The organism is Nitrosopumilus oxyclinae (assembly GCF_013407165.1).
GTDB classification, from domain to species: domain Archaea; phylum Thermoproteota; class Nitrososphaeria; order Nitrososphaerales; family Nitrosopumilaceae; genus Nitrosopumilus; species Nitrosopumilus oxyclinae.
In genome coordinates, this window is sequence record NZ_CP026994.1 from 896,402 (window position 1) to 913,851 (window position 17,450).

Annotated in this window: 25 protein-coding genes; 15 read left to right on the forward strand and 10 right to left on the reverse strand. The window is 31.8% G+C overall.

Going from position 1 to position 17,450, the window contains the following annotated elements; translation table 11 throughout:
- The first annotated feature begins 133 nt into the window (after positions 1-133).
- The 6 genes from C5F49_RS05385 to C5F49_RS05405 all read left to right on the forward strand — a co-directional run bounded on the left by C5F49_RS05385 (position 134) and on the right by C5F49_RS05405 (position 2,669).
- On the forward strand, positions 134-961 hold the full coding sequence (locus C5F49_RS05385; protein WP_179361990.1) for an MqnA/MqnD/SBP family protein: 828 nt from the start codon (positions 134-136) through the stop codon (positions 959-961).
- A gap of 27 nt (positions 962-988) precedes the next feature.
- The gene (locus C5F49_RS05390; RefSeq protein WP_179361991.1) at positions 989-1,279 is read left to right on the forward strand and encodes a hypothetical protein; all 291 of its coding nucleotides are present in this window, start codon (positions 989-991) and stop codon (positions 1,277-1,279) included.
- 70 nt (positions 1,280-1,349) lie between these two features.
- Entirely contained in the window at positions 1,350-1,472 is a 123-nt protein-coding gene (locus C5F49_RS09710; RefSeq protein WP_281361103.1) for a hypothetical protein, read from the forward strand.
- On the forward strand, positions 1,466-1,735 hold the full coding sequence (locus C5F49_RS05395; protein WP_179361992.1) for a hypothetical protein: 270 nt from the start codon (positions 1,466-1,468) through the stop codon (positions 1,733-1,735). Before C5F49_RS09710 ends, C5F49_RS05395 begins: the two co-directional genes overlap by 7 nt.
- A gap of 97 nt (positions 1,736-1,832) precedes the next feature.
- Positions 1,833-2,108 carry a hypothetical protein gene (locus tag C5F49_RS05400; RefSeq protein WP_179361993.1) on the forward strand — a complete coding sequence of 92 codons (276 nt, stop codon included), beginning with the start codon at positions 1,833-1,835 and terminating at the stop codon, positions 2,106-2,108.
- 255 nt (positions 2,109-2,363) lie between these two features.
- On the forward strand, positions 2,364-2,669 hold the full coding sequence (locus tag C5F49_RS05405) for an MTH1187 family thiamine-binding protein (protein WP_179361994.1): 306 nt from the start codon (positions 2,364-2,366) through the stop codon (positions 2,667-2,669).
- Here the strand turns inward: C5F49_RS05405 and C5F49_RS05410 are convergent.
- Positions 2,666-3,763 (reverse strand): radical SAM protein, encoded by a 1,098-nt coding sequence (locus C5F49_RS05410; RefSeq protein WP_179361995.1) that lies wholly within the window; start codon positions 3,761-3,763, stop codon positions 2,666-2,668. The two genes, C5F49_RS05405 and C5F49_RS05410, sit on opposite strands and share 4 nt — an antisense overlap.
- Positions 3,764-3,957: 194 nt before the next feature.
- On the opposite strand from C5F49_RS05410, the gene C5F49_RS05415 reads away from it, so the two are divergent.
- Both C5F49_RS05415 and C5F49_RS05420 read left to right on the forward strand, forming a co-directional pair.
- Positions 3,958-5,451, forward strand: coding sequence for an ATP-binding protein (locus C5F49_RS05415; protein ID WP_179361996.1), 1,494 nt, complete (start codon positions 3,958-3,960; stop codon positions 5,449-5,451).
- Between the two features lie 74 nt (positions 5,452-5,525).
- The gene (locus C5F49_RS05420) at positions 5,526-5,699 is read left to right on the forward strand and encodes a hypothetical protein (protein ID WP_179361997.1); all 174 of its coding nucleotides are present in this window, start codon (positions 5,526-5,528) and stop codon (positions 5,697-5,699) included.
- On the opposite strand, the gene C5F49_RS05425 is transcribed toward C5F49_RS05420, so the two are convergent.
- Positions 5,686-6,183: a tetratricopeptide repeat protein gene (locus C5F49_RS05425; protein WP_246275291.1), complete on the reverse strand. Its 498-nt coding sequence runs from the start codon at positions 6,181-6,183 to the stop codon at positions 5,686-5,688. The two genes, C5F49_RS05420 and C5F49_RS05425, sit on opposite strands and share 14 nt — an antisense overlap.
- Positions 6,184-6,328: 145 nt before the next feature.
- Positions 6,329-6,556 (reverse strand): tetratricopeptide repeat protein, encoded by a 228-nt coding sequence (locus tag C5F49_RS05430; RefSeq protein ID WP_179361998.1) that lies wholly within the window; start codon positions 6,554-6,556, stop codon positions 6,329-6,331.
- A gap of 123 nt (positions 6,557-6,679) precedes the next feature.
- Here C5F49_RS05430 and C5F49_RS05435 point away from each other — a divergent pair, with 123 nt between their 5' ends.
- Positions 6,680-7,123, forward strand: a complete 444-nt coding sequence (locus C5F49_RS05435) for an Lrp/AsnC family transcriptional regulator (RefSeq protein ID WP_179361999.1) — start codon at positions 6,680-6,682, stop codon at positions 7,121-7,123.
- Positions 7,124-7,132: 9 nt separating this feature from the next.
- Complete coding sequence (locus C5F49_RS05440) at positions 7,133-7,687, forward strand: DnaJ domain-containing protein (protein WP_179362000.1); 555 nt, start codon at positions 7,133-7,135, stop codon at positions 7,685-7,687.
- Here C5F49_RS05440 and C5F49_RS05445 read toward each other — a convergent pair.
- Positions 7,684-8,055: a hypothetical protein gene (locus C5F49_RS05445; RefSeq protein WP_246275292.1), complete on the reverse strand. Its 372-nt coding sequence runs from the start codon at positions 8,053-8,055 to the stop codon at positions 7,684-7,686. The two genes, C5F49_RS05440 and C5F49_RS05445, sit on opposite strands and share 4 nt — an antisense overlap.
- Positions 8,056-8,219: 164 nt before the next feature.
- On the opposite strand from C5F49_RS05445, the gene C5F49_RS05450 reads away from it, so the two are divergent.
- The 4 genes from C5F49_RS05450 to C5F49_RS09715 all read left to right on the forward strand — a co-directional run bounded on the left by C5F49_RS05450 (position 8,220) and on the right by C5F49_RS09715 (position 11,802).
- Positions 8,220-9,509 (forward strand): HD domain-containing protein, encoded by a 1,290-nt coding sequence (locus C5F49_RS05450; protein ID WP_179363619.1) that lies wholly within the window; start codon positions 8,220-8,222, stop codon positions 9,507-9,509.
- 9 nt (positions 9,510-9,518) lie between these two features.
- Positions 9,519-10,970: an FAD-binding oxidoreductase gene (locus tag C5F49_RS05455; protein ID WP_179362002.1), complete on the forward strand. Its 1,452-nt coding sequence runs from the start codon at positions 9,519-9,521 to the stop codon at positions 10,968-10,970.
- A gap of 69 nt (positions 10,971-11,039) precedes the next feature.
- A complete protein-coding gene (locus C5F49_RS05460; protein ID WP_179362003.1) occupies positions 11,040-11,465 on the forward strand; it encodes a hypothetical protein in 426 nt (141 codons plus the stop codon).
- Between the two features lie 193 nt (positions 11,466-11,658).
- Positions 11,659-11,802, forward strand: a complete 144-nt coding sequence (locus C5F49_RS09715; RefSeq protein ID WP_014964934.1) for a DUF5679 domain-containing protein — start codon at positions 11,659-11,661, stop codon at positions 11,800-11,802.
- Between the two features lie 18 nt (positions 11,803-11,820).
- On the opposite strand, the gene C5F49_RS05465 is transcribed toward C5F49_RS09715, so the two are convergent.
- From C5F49_RS05465 to C5F49_RS05485, 5 genes are all read right to left on the reverse strand, one after another.
- Positions 11,821-12,072, reverse strand: coding sequence for a hypothetical protein (locus tag C5F49_RS05465; protein WP_179362004.1), 252 nt, complete (start codon positions 12,070-12,072; stop codon positions 11,821-11,823).
- A gap of 1 nt (position 12,073) precedes the next feature.
- Positions 12,074-12,232 (reverse strand): hypothetical protein, encoded by a 159-nt coding sequence (locus tag C5F49_RS05470; RefSeq protein WP_179362005.1) that lies wholly within the window; start codon positions 12,230-12,232, stop codon positions 12,074-12,076.
- 56 nt (positions 12,233-12,288) lie between these two features.
- Positions 12,289-12,663, reverse strand: coding sequence for a hypothetical protein (locus C5F49_RS05475; protein WP_179362006.1), 375 nt, complete (start codon positions 12,661-12,663; stop codon positions 12,289-12,291).
- 122 nt (positions 12,664-12,785) lie between these two features.
- Positions 12,786-14,123, reverse strand: coding sequence for a DUF7482 domain-containing protein (locus C5F49_RS05480; RefSeq protein WP_179362007.1), 1,338 nt, complete (start codon positions 14,121-14,123; stop codon positions 12,786-12,788).
- A 51-nt stretch (positions 14,124-14,174) separates the two neighbouring features.
- A complete protein-coding gene (locus tag C5F49_RS05485; protein WP_179362008.1) occupies positions 14,175-14,795 on the reverse strand; it encodes a superoxide dismutase in 621 nt (206 codons plus the stop codon).
- A gap of 73 nt (positions 14,796-14,868) precedes the next feature.
- Here C5F49_RS05485 and C5F49_RS05490 point away from each other — a divergent pair, with 73 nt between their 5' ends.
- Complete coding sequence (locus C5F49_RS05490; RefSeq protein ID WP_179362009.1) at positions 14,869-15,483, forward strand: hypothetical protein; 615 nt, start codon at positions 14,869-14,871, stop codon at positions 15,481-15,483.
- Here the strand turns inward: C5F49_RS05490 and C5F49_RS05495 are convergent, their stop codons facing one another.
- The gene (locus C5F49_RS05495) at positions 15,484-17,208 is read right to left on the reverse strand and encodes a DEAD/DEAH box helicase (RefSeq protein WP_179362010.1); all 1,725 of its coding nucleotides are present in this window, start codon (positions 17,206-17,208) and stop codon (positions 15,484-15,486) included.
- Between the last annotated feature and the right edge of the window lie 242 nt (positions 17,209-17,450).

Here is a 17,450-nt window from a genome sequence, read left to right on the forward strand (position 1 = left end):
GTATTAAACCTTAGTTTTTGAAAAGATCAGTAGATCATTTGGTTAGAAACATCACAAATCTTTTACTGTAAGTATCAGGCATTTTTTCTTTTGGTTCTTTTTGGTATTTATTACCAGAATCAAGGAAGCAGTTATGGAAATTTCTGTAGGCCATACTCCTGATTCAGATGACGCATTCATGTTTTATGGAATGTTTACAGGTAAAGTCCCATCTCCAGATTTTAAGGTAAATCATGTTATTGAAGATATTGAGAAATTAAATCGTAAAGCAACAGATCCGGAATTAGATGTAACTGCAGTTTCGGTTCATGCATGTGCGTTTATCCCAGGATATACAATATTGAGAAGTGGTGGGAGTTTTGGGATAAACTACGGTCCAATTGTTACTGCAAAAAAACAGATGACAATTGATGAAATTAAAAAATGTAAAATTGCCATCCCTGGAAAAATGACATCTGCATTTTTGTTATTACAATTAATGATTGGGAAATTTGATTATGTTGAAATGAACTTCAGCGATATTCCAGAAGCTGTAAAGTCAGGCAAAGTTGATGTCGGATTGGTAATTCATGAGACTCAACTATCATATGAACAAGAAGGAAATGTCAAAATTTTAGATGTTGGCGAATGGTGGGATAAAACTACAAACGGCCTACCAGTACCTTTAGGAATCAATGTTATGAGAACAGACCTAGGCATGGAGACAATAGTAAAGTTTGACAGATATCTTCAGGCATCCATAGAATTCGGAATAGAGCATTTTGATGATGCAATAAAATATGCAATGCAGTATGCTAGAGGTAAAGAACAAAGTCTAATTGAAAAATTTGTAAAAATGTATGTAAACAAAGTAACTGTAAACATGGGGGATTCAGGGGAGGAATCCATCAGAAGATTATTTGAAATGGCAAAAGAGAAAGGACTTGTTCCAGACTTTGAAATAAGTATTGCCAGCAAGTAATTATAGAACCGAAAAAAAATAATATTCATGGGAGATGGAATCGGTGGCGCAGTACTCAATATTCTCACAAACAATGCTTTTGAGCTACTAGTTAGTCATACTAGAAAAGACAATCAAGAGCAATACGGTAAAGTCGAAAAAGTGATAATGAGTAAAATTGATGATCCCGATCAACCACAATACGAAGAGAAAACTAAAGAAGATTTAGAACGTGCACTCAAAGGAAAGTTTGTTTCATGTAATGTACAATACAGAGATGAAAAAACAGATGCACTGGTGTGTAATGTTTTTGTTCAAAGACCACCTGAAGGATTTTAGAATATTTTACCACTAGTAAAACAATTAGAATTTACTTGATATACTATTATCAAAAAAAATAGTTATGGTCATGAAACTTGATGAGAAAAAAACACTTTTTGCAGGATTGTCAATTTCACTTGAAATTTCAATTCTAGGAGGGTTTATTCTTACTACATTTCTCATGTCTGAATGCAGAGATGTAATATGCTAAATTCCAAAGATAGTGAAATGGAAGATTCAGAGTTGAAATGGTCAAAGTTTCAATTCTACAAGTGGATTCCAAGAATAATCAGAGTGCAATCAGTTAGAGATGAAGACTGGCAAACCACTCGAAAGACAATGCTAAAAACAACTCTGAAATTCAAATATAGAACTCTAGAAAAATGGCTAGAAAAAAATGAGTATTCAGATAAATCTAAAGTGCAAACCCAACACTACATGCAAGCATTGAGGAGAAGTGGCTTAATTGAATAATTTAGCATCCATTAGTTGAAAAAACACTAGTTGCAACTAGTGCTGAAAATAATAAAAAGAAAATACCTAATATATGATAAAAATTATTGAAACATAATTGGTTTTAGTAGATAAGAGAATTTTATCAGGAGGACTCGTAATGATAATTGCAGGGATTATTGTCACCATTGCATCTACTGAGCAGCCAATAGGTCAATCAGGAATGAGTGAAGAAGAAGTTATCGATTTACTAATAGCTGAAGATCAAAATCAAGCTTATCAGATGTTATCAGGTATTTTAATCGGAGTTGGATTCTTACTGATTTTGATTAGTTTTGGTGCAAGAAGGAAAAAAGACAGTGCGACAAGAAAAGAAAAGAAACCAGCAGAATAATTCAAAAAATGATTATTTATACAAATCAAACTTTTTCTTACAATTTCCACAAAATCGTTGTTTTGTTTTCTTACTTTCTGTGCCTAAATCAGAACCGCATCTATCACATTTTGTTTTAATCATTGTTTTGTTCCAATTCAAATTTATTAATAATTACCCATCTTTGAATGTTGGGAAAATCACATACAATGATTTTGGTTGTAAAAAACAACTTGAGAAGATATTATTAAGTAAAAAATAGCAAAATGAGACATATTGATTCAAGCTGAAATCAGCATATATCCAATGGCAACTAAAACCACCAGTGCCAGTTTTTACATTGCAAAGGCAATTGAATCAATTCAAAAAATAGAAAATCTAAGATACGAAATCAATGCCATGGGTACAATTCTAGAATCAGACAATATTGATGTCATAAATACAGCCACAAAACAAATGATGGAAACAGTTCATAATTTAGGCATAGCACGAGTTGAGGTAATCATCAAAATTGATTCAAGAAGAGACAAGCAAGTCAAAATGGAAGAAAAATTAGATTCTATTAAAAAACAGATGAGTTAGAATTTTTTCAAAATACCAAAATGAGTATTTCTTTGAGCAGGAGACCGTCCAACCTCTTTTACCATTGTTGCAAGCTCTTCCACTGAAGAAGAAGTTGCTTTTCCAGCAGATTTGTAAATCTCCTCAGAAAATGCCGTTCCAACTAAATCATTACCACCATTAGACAATGCAACTTGAGCAAGCTTTTTGCCATATGCAACCCAGTAAACTGAGATATTGTTTAGAACGTTTGCAAGCATCAATCTAGATAGTGCAACAACTTGTAAATCATAAACTGATGAACATTCATTGTTCACCAAATGCTCTTGTTCTAGTTCAGTGTTATCTAAACTAAATTTCAAAGGAATTAAAGTTAGAAATCCATTTGTTTTCTTTTGTAATTCACGAACCTTGATTAGATGATCAACAATATGTTCAGGTTTTTCAATATGTCCATAAAGCATGGTGACATTACTTTTGATATCCATATTGTGAGCCTCCTCAATTACATCAAGCCATTGTTGACCCGTGCATTTTCCTCTAACAATTTTTCCCCTAATATCAGGATGAAATAGTTCAGCTCCTCCACCAGGCATTGAATCAAGTCCTGCATCTTTTAGACGAGATAAAATTTCCTTTGTAGAATTTTTTGTTAATTTTGACAAATAGTAAATCTCAGCTGCAGTTAATGCTTTGATGTTAAGTTGAGGATGGCTCTTTTTGATTGACCTCATCATATCTTCATAATACTCTAGTGGAAGCTTTGGATGAAACCCTCCAACAATGTGAACTTCAGTAGCACCCATCTGTTTTGCAATTCCAACTCTTGCCTCAATTTCTTGAGGAGTTAAGGTGTATGCATCATCTGCACCATCTTTTCTATAAAATGCGCACATCTGACAGCTAGCTGCACAGACATTGGTGTAGTTCATGTAGTATGATGCTGCAAATGTCACAGTGTCACCAACCAGTTTTTTTCTAGAATTATCTGCAACTGCTCCAAGTAAATGTAAATTATCATAATTCATCAATTCTAAGCCATCTTTGTAAGAAAGTTCTTCACCAGCAAGGGCACGATCTAAAGCTTGAGAATCCCCAACTAGCTGTTCCAACATATTCGTATAATGATCCTTTCATGATATATTCCTTAGTGAAATTCAACTAACAGAGGTTATTTTGCACCTAACTTAGAAAGAGAGAATTTTTCATTAGTTACTAGAAAGAGTTTTCAATGAAATTCAAAATCATTGACAAAATAAAGCAATATTTTACATAGATTGTTTCATCACCTATTTAGCAAATTAAAATTATGAAATTTTCACATATTCTTATTTTAGGATTTCTCATAATTGTTGGAATATCAGGAGTTATTGGGGTAATTTCATTATATCAATTCACTACAATCATAGACACACTCAAAAATTCAGTTCCAGAATCAATCGAGAATTTTAAAACTAATGCAATTGTTTTAGATAATAACAGACAGATAATTTACTATGATGAAATTTTAACTCAATCAGCGAGAAACTATGTTTTCACTCAAAACGAAAAGTGGAAAGAAAGGTACTTTGAAACCGAACCACTTTTAGACAGCATTCTCAAAGATCCATATTCACCTGTAGATAATGAAGTGATTTTAGAACTAGATGAGATCAATATAGAACTAGTTAAAATGGAAAATACCGCATTTGATTTAGTATCTCAAGGGAATTCTGAACAAGCTATAGAAATTTTAGAAAGTGATGAATATACAAAGTTAAAACAAAGATACTCAGATTCTTGGAAACATCATGCTGAAATTAACAATGTTGAATATGGGAATACCGTAAAATCATTAGATAGTACATCAGATTTGCTATACGCAAGTATAGAGAAAGGATCTAAAGATGGCACAGCTGCGCTTCAAATAACAATTCCAATATTAATAGGACTGTCAATTTTCCTAGGAATATTATTTTCAAAAAAACTATCATCCCCCATTAAAGATTTAAGAAAATCTACAAAGCAAATTGCTGTAGGAAATTTTGATATTGTAATTAATCCAAAAGGTCCTGATGAAATCAAAGAGTTAATTGAGGATTTTTCTCAAATGGTAACAAAATTAAATGAAATTGATACAATGAAAAAAGATTTTTCTGCTATGATGACACATGAATTAAAAACACCTCTTGTTCCAATCTTAGGTTATGTGGATTTACTGCTATCAAAAGAATTTGGAGAATTAAATGAAAAACAAAGAGAGAGGCTAATTAGAATAAAAAATAGTTGTTCAAAAATGCAAAATTTAGTCTCAGATATGCTAGACATCAATAGAATCGAGATAAATCAGTTTAAATTTAATATGCGAATTAATGATCTTTCAGTAATTATCAAAGAAAGTGTAGAGCAGTTAAAAGATGAATTTATGAAAAAAGGAATCACAGTCGTAGAAGAATTTGAGAGTAATGCAATGTGTAATTGTGATAAAGATAGAATCAATCAAGTTATGATAAATTTACTCAGTAATGCCATAGACTTTTGTCCAAAAAAAGAAGGAAGTATCAAAATTTCAATAAAAAAAAGTAAAAACAACATCATAGTTATAGTAAAGGATAACGGAATTGGAATTTCAAAAGAGAATATGGATAAAATATTTGTAAAATACTATCAAGTTGACACCACATCTACTAGGACACATGGAGGATCAGGAATCGGATTGGCATTATCAAAATTAATTGTTGAGAATCACAGAGGTAAAATTTGGGCCCAATCAGAAGGAATTAACAAAGGTTCTGAAATACACATTCAAATCCCAGTAATCTAAAATTCTAAACTAAAAATCAAGAAAGAATAAGATAGAATCTCAAGAAATAAGTAACCAGTCATAATAGGAACATCATGGTACTTCCCCTAGTAGACGAACATAAACCAAAGTGTTACTTGTGCCATGAAGGTTTTGAGAATATTGAAGAGTTAAGGGAACATCAGAATTCAAAACATAGTGATTTTTTCAAAGATAATGAAAAACAGGCAAAACGAGAGCCAGCACCAGGCGACGTTACCGTATTTTAGATTTTTTTTCATTAATTGATTTTAGCAATTCTTGAGCAATCTCTTTTGAAATACTTGCCAAATCATAGTGTTTGTCAATTGACAATGCCTTTTTGAAATGTTTTATCGCATCTCTAAGTTCACCCATTTCCCCTAATGAAAGGCCTTTGTATGCAAGGGCCATAGCACATTTTTTATCAATCTTTAAAGCAAAATCATAGCATTCAATGGCTTGAAGGTATTTTTCATCAGAATGCAAGGTGGATCCTTTGTTCAACAACGCATCAATATTGTCAGGTGAAATTTTAAGTGCTTTATCATATGAACGAATTGCAAGTTTTAATTTACCCATATTTTGTAAAGTTGCACCCTTGTCAATTAAGATATTGACATTGTTAGGATCTTGTTTCAGGGCTAAATCATACAATTTTAAAGCTTCAGAGAAATTCTCATCTTCAACACATTCAAAAGCGTGTGTCAACATCTTCTCAATTCTATCGCTCACAGAATTGGATATTATTTTATCAATAATAAACTGATTTTTTGTCTCATTGACTATCAATTGTTCACATAAAACCTGACCACTCACCCTTAAAAATTGAAAAATGAATTATTAAATTAGCGATCATTATACAATAACCAATTCTAAATCAAGATGCAAATTTGTCTCTAGGTTCAATTTCAAGAGACTTGTTAAAACATTCCATAGATTCCTCATATCGTCCTAAACTTCGCAGTGCAATTCCTTTGTTATTCCAAAGATCAGGATCATCTTGGTTCAATAGAAGGGCTTGTTCAAAATAACCAAGGGCATCATGGAATTCCCCTTCATCCATCAGAATTTGACCTTTCTTGACTAGTGTCTCAATTTCACCCATAGATTATTTTAGATACCATTTGTATTAAATCTGAGAGAAAATCCAAAGGCATAGATAGAGAAAATCAAACGAATTTACATAGATTTCATGAAAATTTAAATAAATTTTTCACTATAATAGAATATGAACCTGGATGAAACAGATGAAAAAATTCTTAAAAATCTACTCGTTGATGCAAGGCAATCTGCCAGGCAGCTTGCGCTAAAACTTGGAATGTCAACTGTGACAGTATTATCAAGAATAAAAAAATTAGAAAAAGAGAAAATCATCCACGGATACACTGCAATAATTGATCATGAAAAAATAGGATATTCAATGACTGCCATTATCGAAATTATTGCTAAAAATGATAAAGTCATGGATATCGAGGAGGAAATAGCAAAATTTGAAAATGTTTGTGGAGTATATGACATCACAGGTTCAACAGATACGATAATCATTGCAAAATTCAAAGAAAGAAAGGAATTGAGCAAGTTTGTAAAGGAGCTAGCAACAATCCCTAATGTGGAAAATACAATAACTCATGTAGTTCTTAATACTGCTAAAGAAGATTTTAGATTATCATAGGTATAAAAAATGAAGAATGTCACTATTTTTGTAATCTTAGTAATTATTTTTGGAGCAATACAAACAGCACATGCTCAAAATAGCAATTTAGATATGGAATTAGAAGTTAGCGATGATGAAAAAATAATTCTTTTTTCAGGTTTTTCAATTGCAGTAATTGGCCTATTTTTATTTTTATCAAGAGATATCATTCTACGTAGAAAAACATCATATGATAAAGGAGACTTAGAATCAAAAAAAGACAAGACGTTTGAGAAATATCATTCAGATTGGGGAGATGATTATGAAGAATTAGGACAGAGAAGAAATACAAAAGATGACAAGGAATTCAGAGAAGCATTAAACGATAACGAATTACCAAACTATTACGAAGTGATTGGCGTTGCAAAAGATGCAACTCCCGAAGAAATTAAAAAGAAATTCAGAGAGCTTGCAAAAAAGACACACCCGGATAAAACTAAAGAAAACTCTGAGGATGAAATGGCAGAACTGAACAAAGCATATGAAGTATTATCAGATAAAGAACGTAGAGAAAAATATGATAAATATTTCAGAGTAGTTTAAACAGATTCTAATTTTACAATAATCAAACTAAGTTCAAGGGATGTTGGAGTCTGAACACTGTTTGTAAGATTGGTAAAAATTTCAATGGGAAAAGGTTTACCATCATCTTCAATTTGAGTAGTTATTTTAAGTTCACCAAATTCAGTATTAGGGCCAAGCATTTTCTTAGTCAATAATGGAATGACTGAAAGATCTTCCACAACACACTTCATTTTGTATGCAAATTTGTCTGAAAAATATACCCCTCCACGAGTAGTTGGCTCATTTACCGGAATTGGGGAATTAGTTATCAAAGTACTTGTAATTGGATAAATTTTTTCATCAACAGAAAGTGTAAATTTGGGGGAATTTTTTTCATTAAAAGCCATCAATTTGTCCAATAAATCCTTGTTAAATGACATTCAAAAATTACCGAACCTGAATTCTATTGAATCTTTCTAAGCATAAATTTAAAAAAATTAAAAAAATAGATCATGTTTAAAAACGGTAAATCAGATCAAAATCATTGCAGCAATTTGCAAATACCCACTCAATGAGAAATGAAATTCTCAGCCTAATGGTAGAAAATGGATTAGAAGACGACTGTTATGTCGAAATGCTAGATTATACCATTGATTTGTTTGAAAGTCAAGGATTAGGAACAGAGTATTACGGATATCACAACATCAATCATGAATTAGAAGTGACCTATGTCTCACTTTTAGCAAATAAACAAGAGAAAATTAAATTTACAAATGAAGATCTGAAATATCTATACGTTGCAGCATTATTCCACGACTTTGATCCTCAAAAAAGTGTAGATAAACCTCATGAAGAAAGTGTTTTAAAATTTATTTCAATGGATAGAAAACTTCGTCAATTAATTAATGATGCAAATATGGATTTAGAAATAATCAAAGTTTTGATTTTAAGAACCACATATCCTTGGAGTGGACAATTAAGAAAAAATGCAGAAAGCCAAATCAAACAATCTTTTGATAGTTCTGATTTAACAAGAAATAATCTACCATATCAAGAACACATTATGGAAATGGGATGGTATCTATCAGTTGTCGATAGAATCAGCGGTTATGCATTAGGTGATTTTACAAAAGCAATGGAGATGGCAAAAATGAATGCCCATGCTTTAGCATGGAGACCATCATTAATCATAAGAAGTGCAGTTGCATATTTTGAAGAACTATTAAACAAAGAAACAGACATGGCCAAAGCAATTCTCAAAGTGCTTCCAAAAGAAATGAGAAAAAATTTCTTTGACACAGTTTTATCATTTATGAAAATTAGACAGCAAGAAATTACCATTCAAGCAGATTATTCTTATGAAAATTTAAAGTTTATTCCAACAATTGAATCCATGACAATGAGAGATGATCCTAAATTCATAAAGGCATTATACGAAATATTTTTAGAACTACCATCACCACTACAATTTGAAAAAGAAAATTTTGAAAAATCAGTAAAAGATCCTCAAGTAATCATCAACACTCTAAGACTAAACGACAAAAATGGAGAAATTATAGGATTTTCAAAAGGTGGTCCACTAGAGAATTACAAATTACGTGAAGAGATTAGAGATGAAAATTATGGAGAAGGAAATACAATATTCTTAGAACCATTGGCACTAAAAATGGGATATTGGGGATTAAAAGGAGGCAGTGAAATGCGTCATATGTTCATCATGCAAGCAAGTTCAATGAAATTCAAATTTATGACTAGTTTTGCATTACGAGATGTCATTAGAGCAAGAATAGACAAAGAACAGGCAGAATTTGTAACATTATTTGATCCTGAAAGATGGGATTACTATAGAATTAAAGTATAGTTTCACCACATGGAAAAATCAATTATAGAATTATTAGAATCAAAGATTCAAGGGAAGGTATCATCTACTAGAGAATTTAGAGAATTTTATTCAGTTGATGCAAGTTCGTATAAAATAATTCCAAAAATAATTGTGATTCCAAAAAACGAATCAGATATAATTAATGCAGTAAAGATTGCTAAAAAAAGAAAAATCAGCATAACTGTACGAGGTGCAGGTACAGGTCTTGTAGGAAGTGCATTAAACTCTGGAATAATATTAGATATGAAGAATTTTTCTTCAATCAGGCTCGACAAAAATTATGCCAGAGTTGAATCAGGAGTGATTAAAGGTAATTTAGATAAAAAATTAGAAGCATCAAAAAAATTCTTCCCACCAAATCCATCAATAGGATCATTTTGTTCAGTTGGAGGAATGTTAGGGAATAATTCTAGTGGAAGTAGAAGTCTAAAGTATGGCAGTGTAATTGACAATGTTAAAGAAATTACATTCATTGACGGGAATGCTAAAAAAATTATTTTGCCAAAAAATAAAACAATTGCAAAACAAATTAAAAAAATTATAACCAACATAGAATTAGAAAGATTTCCAAAAGTATCTAAAAATTCATCAGGATACAGATTAGATAAAATAAAAACAGAAAAAGATGTTCATAAAACAATAATTGGATCAGAGGGAACATTAGGAATAATTTTGTCTGCAAAATTAGAAATAAAAAACAAACCAAAAAAACAGATTTTAATCATTATTGAATATGAATCAGTAATAAAAGCTGCAAAAAATTGCTTAGAAATCAATAAAACAAATCCATCAGCAATTGAATTTGTAGATAAAACTACATTTGATCAAATTAAATATAAATTTAATAAAAAAAGCAAATGTTTACTTTTTGTTGAATATGATGAAAAAATTAACTTAAATGAAAAAAAAATTAGAAAAATAACAACAGGAAATATTGTTAAAAAATTACAAACACAAGAAGAAATTGCAAAGTGGTGGAAGTACCGAGATTCATCACTGCACTATAGTTTAAAATCAATAAAAAAAGAAAATAGAATTCCCCACATCATCGAAGATGCAGCAGTTCCTTTGGAAAAGTTTCCAAAATTATTTTTAATTTTAAATAAAATAAATAAAAAATACAAAACAAAATCAATCGTTTATGGTCATGCAGGAAATGGGAATGTACATGTGCGATTAATTTCAAAAAGGAGTGGAAATCAAATAATCAAAAAAATTGCAATAGAGTATTTTGAAGAAATACTAAATCTTGGAGGTACAATTACTGCTGAGCACGGAGATGGGCTTGCACGCTCAGAATTTATCAAAAAACAATATGGTTCAAAAAACTATAAAATATTCAAAAAAATTAAAGAGTATTTTGATCCTGACAATATTCTCAATCCAGGGAAAATCATTACTTCAAAGAGCACAGTAATTAGGAATTTAGAGAAATTTTGAATTATTTTCAATTAAAGTTCAAAAATTAATGCAGAAAGGCTTTTGTAACTAAAAAATGTCAAAAAGATCATGGTATGTAAGGGCATAGGACTATTAGTAATACTAGTGATCACTGTAAGTGTCACACCAGCATTTGCATTAACAGAGTTAGAAAGAACATCAATTTTAGAACCAAGATTAGAAAATGCATTTGGAGTTCCAGTATTAGACAACATAAACGTGAATCAGCAAATCCAGATCTCATCAGATATTACAAATCATCAAACAAATTCACAAAATTTTGTTTATCTAGTACAAATTAAAAATGATTTAGATCTTGTAGTATCATTAGGATGGATAAGTGGTCAACTTACTCCAGATCAAGAACTTAGTCCATCTTTATCATGGACACCAAGTGATTCAGGAAAATACATTGCAGAGATTTTTGTTTGGGAAGGTTTGAAAAATCATAGTGCACTGTCAGAGTTTGTAAAATTATCAATCAACGTGAGTTGATATTATTAAAAATAAACAGCAAAAATATTATGAATTTAAAGAATTCGAATGATTTATTCCTAAAAAAAGATCAATTTATTCCACGATACGAATAAAATCGTTCTGCAACACAATAAATGGGATCGGAGATTTGTCATATAGTGAAAAAAGTTCAACAAGTTCTCGCTAATATGACCTTGCGTCTAATCAAATTATGACAATAGGATATTGTGTAAAGTGTCGAGACAAACGAGAAATCGGCGGCCCTAAACCATACACCATGAAAAATGGTAAACCTGCAATCAAGGGTACATGCCCTACATGTAGTACAGCCATTTTTAGAATAGGCAGAGGATAAACTTCTCACTAGAGAAATTTAATACTGCCATTCATCAGTAAGGCCATTCCAAAGCGAACGCATTGGCGATGGATCTTTTTCTATTTCTTCAGTAATCCTATTTTTTAGCACGAAAAAGAAATTCTCCAAAGCATCTATCCCACCATCAGCAAATAATTCATGACCAATTTCAGTAATTCGTTTATGTTTATCAGATACCTCTGATGAATCAGGGTTCTGTAGACAAAAAGTCATCAAATCAATTAATTCTTCTTCTAACATGAAATCCATATTATGGGAATCTCCCTTCATCGATTAATTCTTTGTATATTGTTGATTCAATACGATTTTGAGATTTACCACATTTAGGACACATGCCCGTTTCATTAGGATCTTCTTTCATTTTCTTTTCACATTCCACACATGTATTAATTCCTCTTTTGAATCCCATAGGAATAGGTAAAAATTTAGTAGAATTTAGATATTTACATCAAAAAGAAAAAGAGATCATTTTAGACGTCTGTAAATCTCTTTGAATTCACAAGATATGTTATACGACATATTTAGCAAATGGGCTAGTTGATTCATAGATGTTTTACCATGACCTAATTGTCTTAACAAAGTCAAAGCTTTTTGTGGAGAGCTAGGAGCTAAGGGACTCTGTCCAGACCAGGTTTTAAAAGCATCTTCAACATCCAAGCTGAAATTTAAAACAAATTCTTTCCAATTAGACATTGCACTAAGTGCTTTTTTGTTTAGAAGAACCTCAGACAATTCACGAAATTCATTTTTTCTATCAAGATAAAGCATAGATAGAGCTTGATGAATTTTCTCATAACTGTATTCTTCTGTGTTTAGCATATACATTCCAGCGATACTCATGATATACTATACTCACAATCAAAGATAAGTTAGATAGGTGATTGTCAGAGAAAATGTTAAAAAAAATCCTTAAAAATGAACAAATGTTCAATAATTAAAAAAAATAAAAATAAAAAAAGAATTTATTGGAATGGGTCAATAAATGGACAGTTGACTATATGGTCACTATCCATCGGACGTGCAATACCAATGTTGATCAAGCCAGCTTCGCTGTATGCGTTCATATCATCAATGGTTTCTAACAATTGAGCATCATCAGGGTTTTCCCAACCAATCATAAAGATCCTCCACATTGGAGAATAATTAGCATCGCCAGGAGCTCCTGCTGCTATACCAGGTTGAAATCCTAATGGACCAGTACCTGTTAAACCATTTTTGAACTGAAACAAATCTACTGCTGCTGAATTTGCAATCAATCTTGCAGATGTTGGTGAACTTACAACACCCATCATTCCGGCAGGACCACTTGGAGTAGCATCTGTTACAATGTAATAGATTGTTCTACCATCTGGACCCCATCCGCGATGAGCTATGAAAGTTACATTCATCTCTTCTGTATCGATATCAAGAACTTGACCGCCACCATAAGGAGTGACATCAGTTAATGTTTTGTCTTCCTTAACCATCATCTGACCTTCAGGCCAAATGATTTGTGGCATATTCAAAACTACATTAATTTCTGTTAATGTAATTTCATTGTTCTTAGCTGCCTCCATAATCATTGCTTCTGAATCAAGCACTCTTGGAGATTCACCATCATTCCACATTACGTGGACATGTGAGGTCAATGCACTGTAAACATCTGCTTGTGCAGGAGTACTAGTAAACACTTGACCTTGATATCCATGTATACCATCGCCTTCAATGCCGTTGGTAAACAAGTATACTTTTGATAGTGCGTCTTTAGGAGCATTCTTCAACAAAGGAGCAAGCTCTACTTGCCATCCTTGATTTTCAGTAATTAATTCTGCATGTGTTGGATCACTAGAATCAGTGATGATATAGTAAACATCTTCACCGTTGTAGTAACCTTGATGCATCGGAATTGTTGCTGGAACATTTGCTCTTGATAATCTAAGTACAGAACCCAAGTCTGCTTCAGTTTCTTCCATGGTTTCTTTTTCCATCATGGTTTCTTTTTCCATCATGGTTTCTTTTTCCATCATGGTTTCTTTTTCCATCATGGTTTCTTTTTCCATCATGGTTTCTTTTTCCATAGATTTTTCAACTGGAGCTACAGGAGCGACACTACTACCTTGATCTGCTTTCCAAGCTGCTTTACCGCCAGGATAGTTTGAGCATAGGTCTAATCCACAGATGTTAGTGCTAGAACCATATTGTGATGTTCCAGTACCTTTGCTTTTGAGGGCTTCAGCATCTGAGAAATAATCTGTCGTCATACCTGCTGTAAACAAGGGTAAAATTGCAAGAAGTGCAATGTATCTTAGACTCTTGTTCATGAGTAAAAAGTATAGTTTTTGTTTAAAAGAATTTGTCCAAATCAGACAAAATTATGCAAGTTCTGAAAATCTATTTCCAACATAATCCCAATTAACAACATTCCACCATGCATTAACATAATCAGGTCTTTTGTTTTGATATTTCAAATAATATGCATGCTCCCAAACATCCAAACCAAGTAACGGGAATTTTCCCAGAGTCCAAGGACTAGTTTGATTTTCAGTGGTGATGATTTCAATTTTATGATAAGTTGAATTAAAAACTAACCAACACCAACCACTACCCTGAATATTGATGGCAGTTTCCGAAAAAACTTTTTTGAAATTATCAAAATTATCAAAATAAACATCAATTTGATCCTCCAATTGACCAGTTGGTTTTCCATCACTATTTGGGGTCATGGTTTCCCAAAACAAACGATGATTTTCAAATCCACCACCAAAAAAGTTAATCGCACTTCTTCCAGATTCTGGAATAGATTTTAGATCAGATAGTACAGATGAAATGTATTGCGGATGAGATGCACTTCCTACATCTGCAAGAGATTTGTTCAACCCATCAACATATGCCTGATGATGTTTCTGATGATGAATTTTCATTGTTTCTGTATCAAGAAATGGTTCTAGTTCATCATACCCATAAGGCAATCTTGGAAGTTCGTATTGAACCATAAGTCAATCCAGTATAATCCACATATATTCTTCAAGTGCAAAGAATGATAAATCTCAAGGAATTGTCAACATTATGAGAAAACTAGGAACGATTGATTTAGAAATTTTACATTTAGCAATTAATGAAAATGGAACATTTAATGAAAACAATCTAGAGAATTCAGAATTAAAGAGATTAGGGGTTGGAAAATTATTAGATTCGCTTGCAACATTAAAAGACAGAAAAATGATTTCACTGAATAATGACGGCTCATTTTCAATTACTGAACTAGCAAAAGAAATTCTTTGGAGCAAAAGTATTCCCACATGGGCAAAAATATTACGATTATTACAAATTAAATCATGCAGTATTGGACAGATAGAAAATATTTTAAAAATATCTAGAAATGAAATTGAAGAAGATATTGAAAAATTAAGAAAAAATCAATTTGTGTTAATGTCACCCCAAAGAATAGAAGATAAAGTAATCAAAGTTTATGAGATACTTCCTGAAGGGGTACTCGAGATAGATAAGACAGAAACAGATGGATTTGATAATACTAAATTTGGAGAAGTGAAACAAGATGTAGAAATCCTCAGCATTATAGAACTAGCCATAAAAGAAATTCAAGATACACAAATAGAACAATCAAAAAAAGATTCAATCATTAAGAAATTATCCACATTAAAAGAAAAATTAGAAATTTAGTTATTTTGATCTAATCTTATCTTGAATTTGGGCCAGAATCAATTCAGCTTTGTCTTTATTTTCATAATTTTCTTTTGACTCATCCATAATTTCATCAATTTCATAGCTCTTATCGACTAAAATATTGGCAACGTGATCATCCAAAGTTCCTTTTCCAATCAAATAATATGCAAATACAGTGTTTTTCTGACCAATTCTATGAAGTCTATCTTCTGCTTGTCTATGAATAGCAGGACTCCAATCAAGCTCTGCAAAAATTACATATTTTGCTCGAGTTAAATTAATACCAACATTTCCAGCACGAATACCTGCAATCATTAATTTTGATTCACCCTTTTGAAATTTGTCTATTTGATCCTGACGAAGATTGTCAGATTGTCCACCAATTATAGATACAGGGGAGAATTCTTGCAAGCTTTCATGAAGTAACTTGTGGATTACCTTATGATGGCAAAACACCACAACACTCTCTTCAATTTCCATAATATTTTTCACAAAATTAATTACATGTGGAAGCTTTGCAATTCCTGCAATTTGTCGTTCACTTTGTATGGCTCTATGATATGAAGCAGATTTAATAAATTCTGAATCTGCATCTTTCTGTTCAGATTCTACCTTTTTCCAAACTTTATCTAATTCTTCAAGATAATAATCAGTATCTGCAGCAATAACTTCCTTGTAACGAACTTTATCTTTGAGCTCCTTTAGAACATCAGCTTTCTTTCTTCGAAGCATAACATGTTTTTGTAATTCATTTCTTAATGATGCACGTTTATTTTCTAAAACAATCGCCTTGCCTTTTTCATTGACATAACAAAAATATTCACAAAATTCCTTAAAGCTTCCCAATAAACCAGGTTTTAGGATATCAATAATCGGCCAAATTTCTGAACCACGATTGTAAATTGGAGTTCCAGAAAGACCAATTCTATATAGAACGGAACTGTTTGCGGCTAATTTTTTTACAGCTTTATATTTTTGCGTTGTTTTTGATCTTAAATTATGGACCTCATCACAAACAATTGTCTTCAATCCCAATTTAGCCAAGTCATCATTTCTTTTGAAAAGTAATTCATAGTTGATTAAGTAAATATCAGTTTTAGGAAGTTCATGTGATTTTCCAGTTCTAATCATTGTAACACTTGGGGATTCAGATTCAAGTATACGTCCATTCCTGCTTTTTTTCTTTAGAAATTTTTGAATTTCTCGTTCCCAATTGTTTAACGTAACTAATGGAGCTACAACAAGAAGAGGAAAAGTTTGTTTTTCAGTTGCAGCATATGAAAGAGTTTGAACAGTTTTTCCAAGTCCCATCTCATCAGCTAGTAAAGCATTTCCAGAAGATTTGAGTAAAAAATCCAAACCCTCTTTTTGGAAATTTAGGAGTTTTCCTCTAAATTGCTCTCCAGTTTTTGCACGTTTTAGTTTAAGTTTGATTGGAGGGATCGTAGGTTTTGGAGCATATGTTTTTACAATTTTCCTCTGCCAAACAGATTTGGATAAAATTTCAAGTGGATATCTATCCATGATGAGTTTGAGTTGTTTTACAGTTTCTGTACTATCAGGAATTATAATCTCATTCACATTCTCCCCATACCACGCCTCAGAGACGAGTCTAGAGATCATACTAACGGCACGATCACCAGTGACTTTCCAGCTCCAAATTTTAGAGTATTTGTCAAGAACATACTCTAGAGTGCCGATGTTTTCCATGGATGTTTCCATAATTTGTCGACAGAAAGTTTTTTTGACTTATGAATCTTCATATTTATCTCGATCATTAAAAAAGGAAATTAAAATCTACAAGAGTTAAAATATGATATCAATTTTTACTTATGGGGTAAATTTCTAGAGTTGATCTCTAGGCACAAAAATAGAAAAAAATTATTAAAAAAATCAAAATTAAATATATCAAAAATATCACTAAAGTTCGAAGCTAGGTTTTTCCTCAAATAATGACAAATACT

Excerpts from the sequence above, each read along its gene's own strand:
- C5F49_RS05385 (WP_179361990.1), top strand. The coding sequence starts at position 134 with ATGGAAATTTCTGTAGGCCATACTCCTGATTCAGATGACGCATTCATG.
- C5F49_RS05390 (WP_179361991.1), top strand. The coding sequence starts at position 989 with ATGGGAGATGGAATCGGTGGCGCAGTACTCAATATTCTCACAAACAAT.
- C5F49_RS09710 (WP_281361103.1), top strand. The coding sequence starts at position 1,350 with ATGAAACTTGATGAGAAAAAAACACTTTTTGCAGGATTGTCAATTTCA.
- C5F49_RS05395 (WP_179361992.1), top strand. The coding sequence starts at position 1,466 with ATGCTAAATTCCAAAGATAGTGAAATGGAAGATTCAGAGTTGAAATGG.
- C5F49_RS05410 (WP_179361995.1), bottom strand. The coding sequence starts at position 3,763 with ATGTTGGAACAGCTAGTTGGGGATTCTCAAGCTTTAGATCGTGCCCTT.
- C5F49_RS05415 (WP_179361996.1), top strand. The coding sequence starts at position 3,958 with ATGAAATTTTCACATATTCTTATTTTAGGATTTCTCATAATTGTTGGA.
- C5F49_RS05420 (WP_179361997.1), top strand. The coding sequence starts at position 5,526 with ATGGTACTTCCCCTAGTAGACGAACATAAACCAAAGTGTTACTTGTGC.
- C5F49_RS05430 (WP_179361998.1), bottom strand. The coding sequence starts at position 6,556 with ATGGGTGAAATTGAGACACTAGTCAAGAAAGGTCAAATTCTGATGGAT.
- C5F49_RS05435 (WP_179361999.1), top strand. The coding sequence starts at position 6,680 with ATGAACCTGGATGAAACAGATGAAAAAATTCTTAAAAATCTACTCGTT.
- C5F49_RS05440 (WP_179362000.1), top strand. The coding sequence starts at position 7,133 with ATGAAGAATGTCACTATTTTTGTAATCTTAGTAATTATTTTTGGAGCA.
- C5F49_RS05445 (WP_246275292.1), bottom strand. The coding sequence starts at position 8,055 with ATGGCTTTTAATGAAAAAAATTCCCCCAAATTTACACTTTCTGTTGAT.
- C5F49_RS05450 (WP_179363619.1), top strand. The coding sequence starts at position 8,220 with ATGAGAAATGAAATTCTCAGCCTAATGGTAGAAAATGGATTAGAAGAC.
- C5F49_RS05455 (WP_179362002.1), top strand. The coding sequence starts at position 9,519 with ATGGAAAAATCAATTATAGAATTATTAGAATCAAAGATTCAAGGGAAG.
- C5F49_RS05460 (WP_179362003.1), top strand. The coding sequence starts at position 11,040 with ATGGTATGTAAGGGCATAGGACTATTAGTAATACTAGTGATCACTGTA.
- C5F49_RS09715 (WP_014964934.1), top strand. The coding sequence starts at position 11,659 with ATGACAATAGGATATTGTGTAAAGTGTCGAGACAAACGAGAAATCGGC.
- C5F49_RS05465 (WP_179362004.1), bottom strand. The coding sequence starts at position 12,072 with ATGGATTTCATGTTAGAAGAAGAATTAATTGATTTGATGACTTTTTGT.
- C5F49_RS05470 (WP_179362005.1), bottom strand. The coding sequence starts at position 12,232 with ATGGGATTCAAAAGAGGAATTAATACATGTGTGGAATGTGAAAAGAAA.
- C5F49_RS05475 (WP_179362006.1), bottom strand. The coding sequence starts at position 12,663 with ATGAGTATCGCTGGAATGTATATGCTAAACACAGAAGAATACAGTTAT.
- C5F49_RS05480 (WP_179362007.1), bottom strand. The coding sequence starts at position 14,123 with ATGAACAAGAGTCTAAGATACATTGCACTTCTTGCAATTTTACCCTTG.
- C5F49_RS05485 (WP_179362008.1), bottom strand. The coding sequence starts at position 14,795 with ATGGTTCAATACGAACTTCCAAGATTGCCTTATGGGTATGATGAACTA.
- C5F49_RS05490 (WP_179362009.1), top strand. The coding sequence starts at position 14,869 with ATGAGAAAACTAGGAACGATTGATTTAGAAATTTTACATTTAGCAATT.
- C5F49_RS05495 (WP_179362010.1), bottom strand. The coding sequence starts at position 17,208 with ATGGAAACATCCATGGAAAACATCGGCACTCTAGAGTATGTTCTTGAC.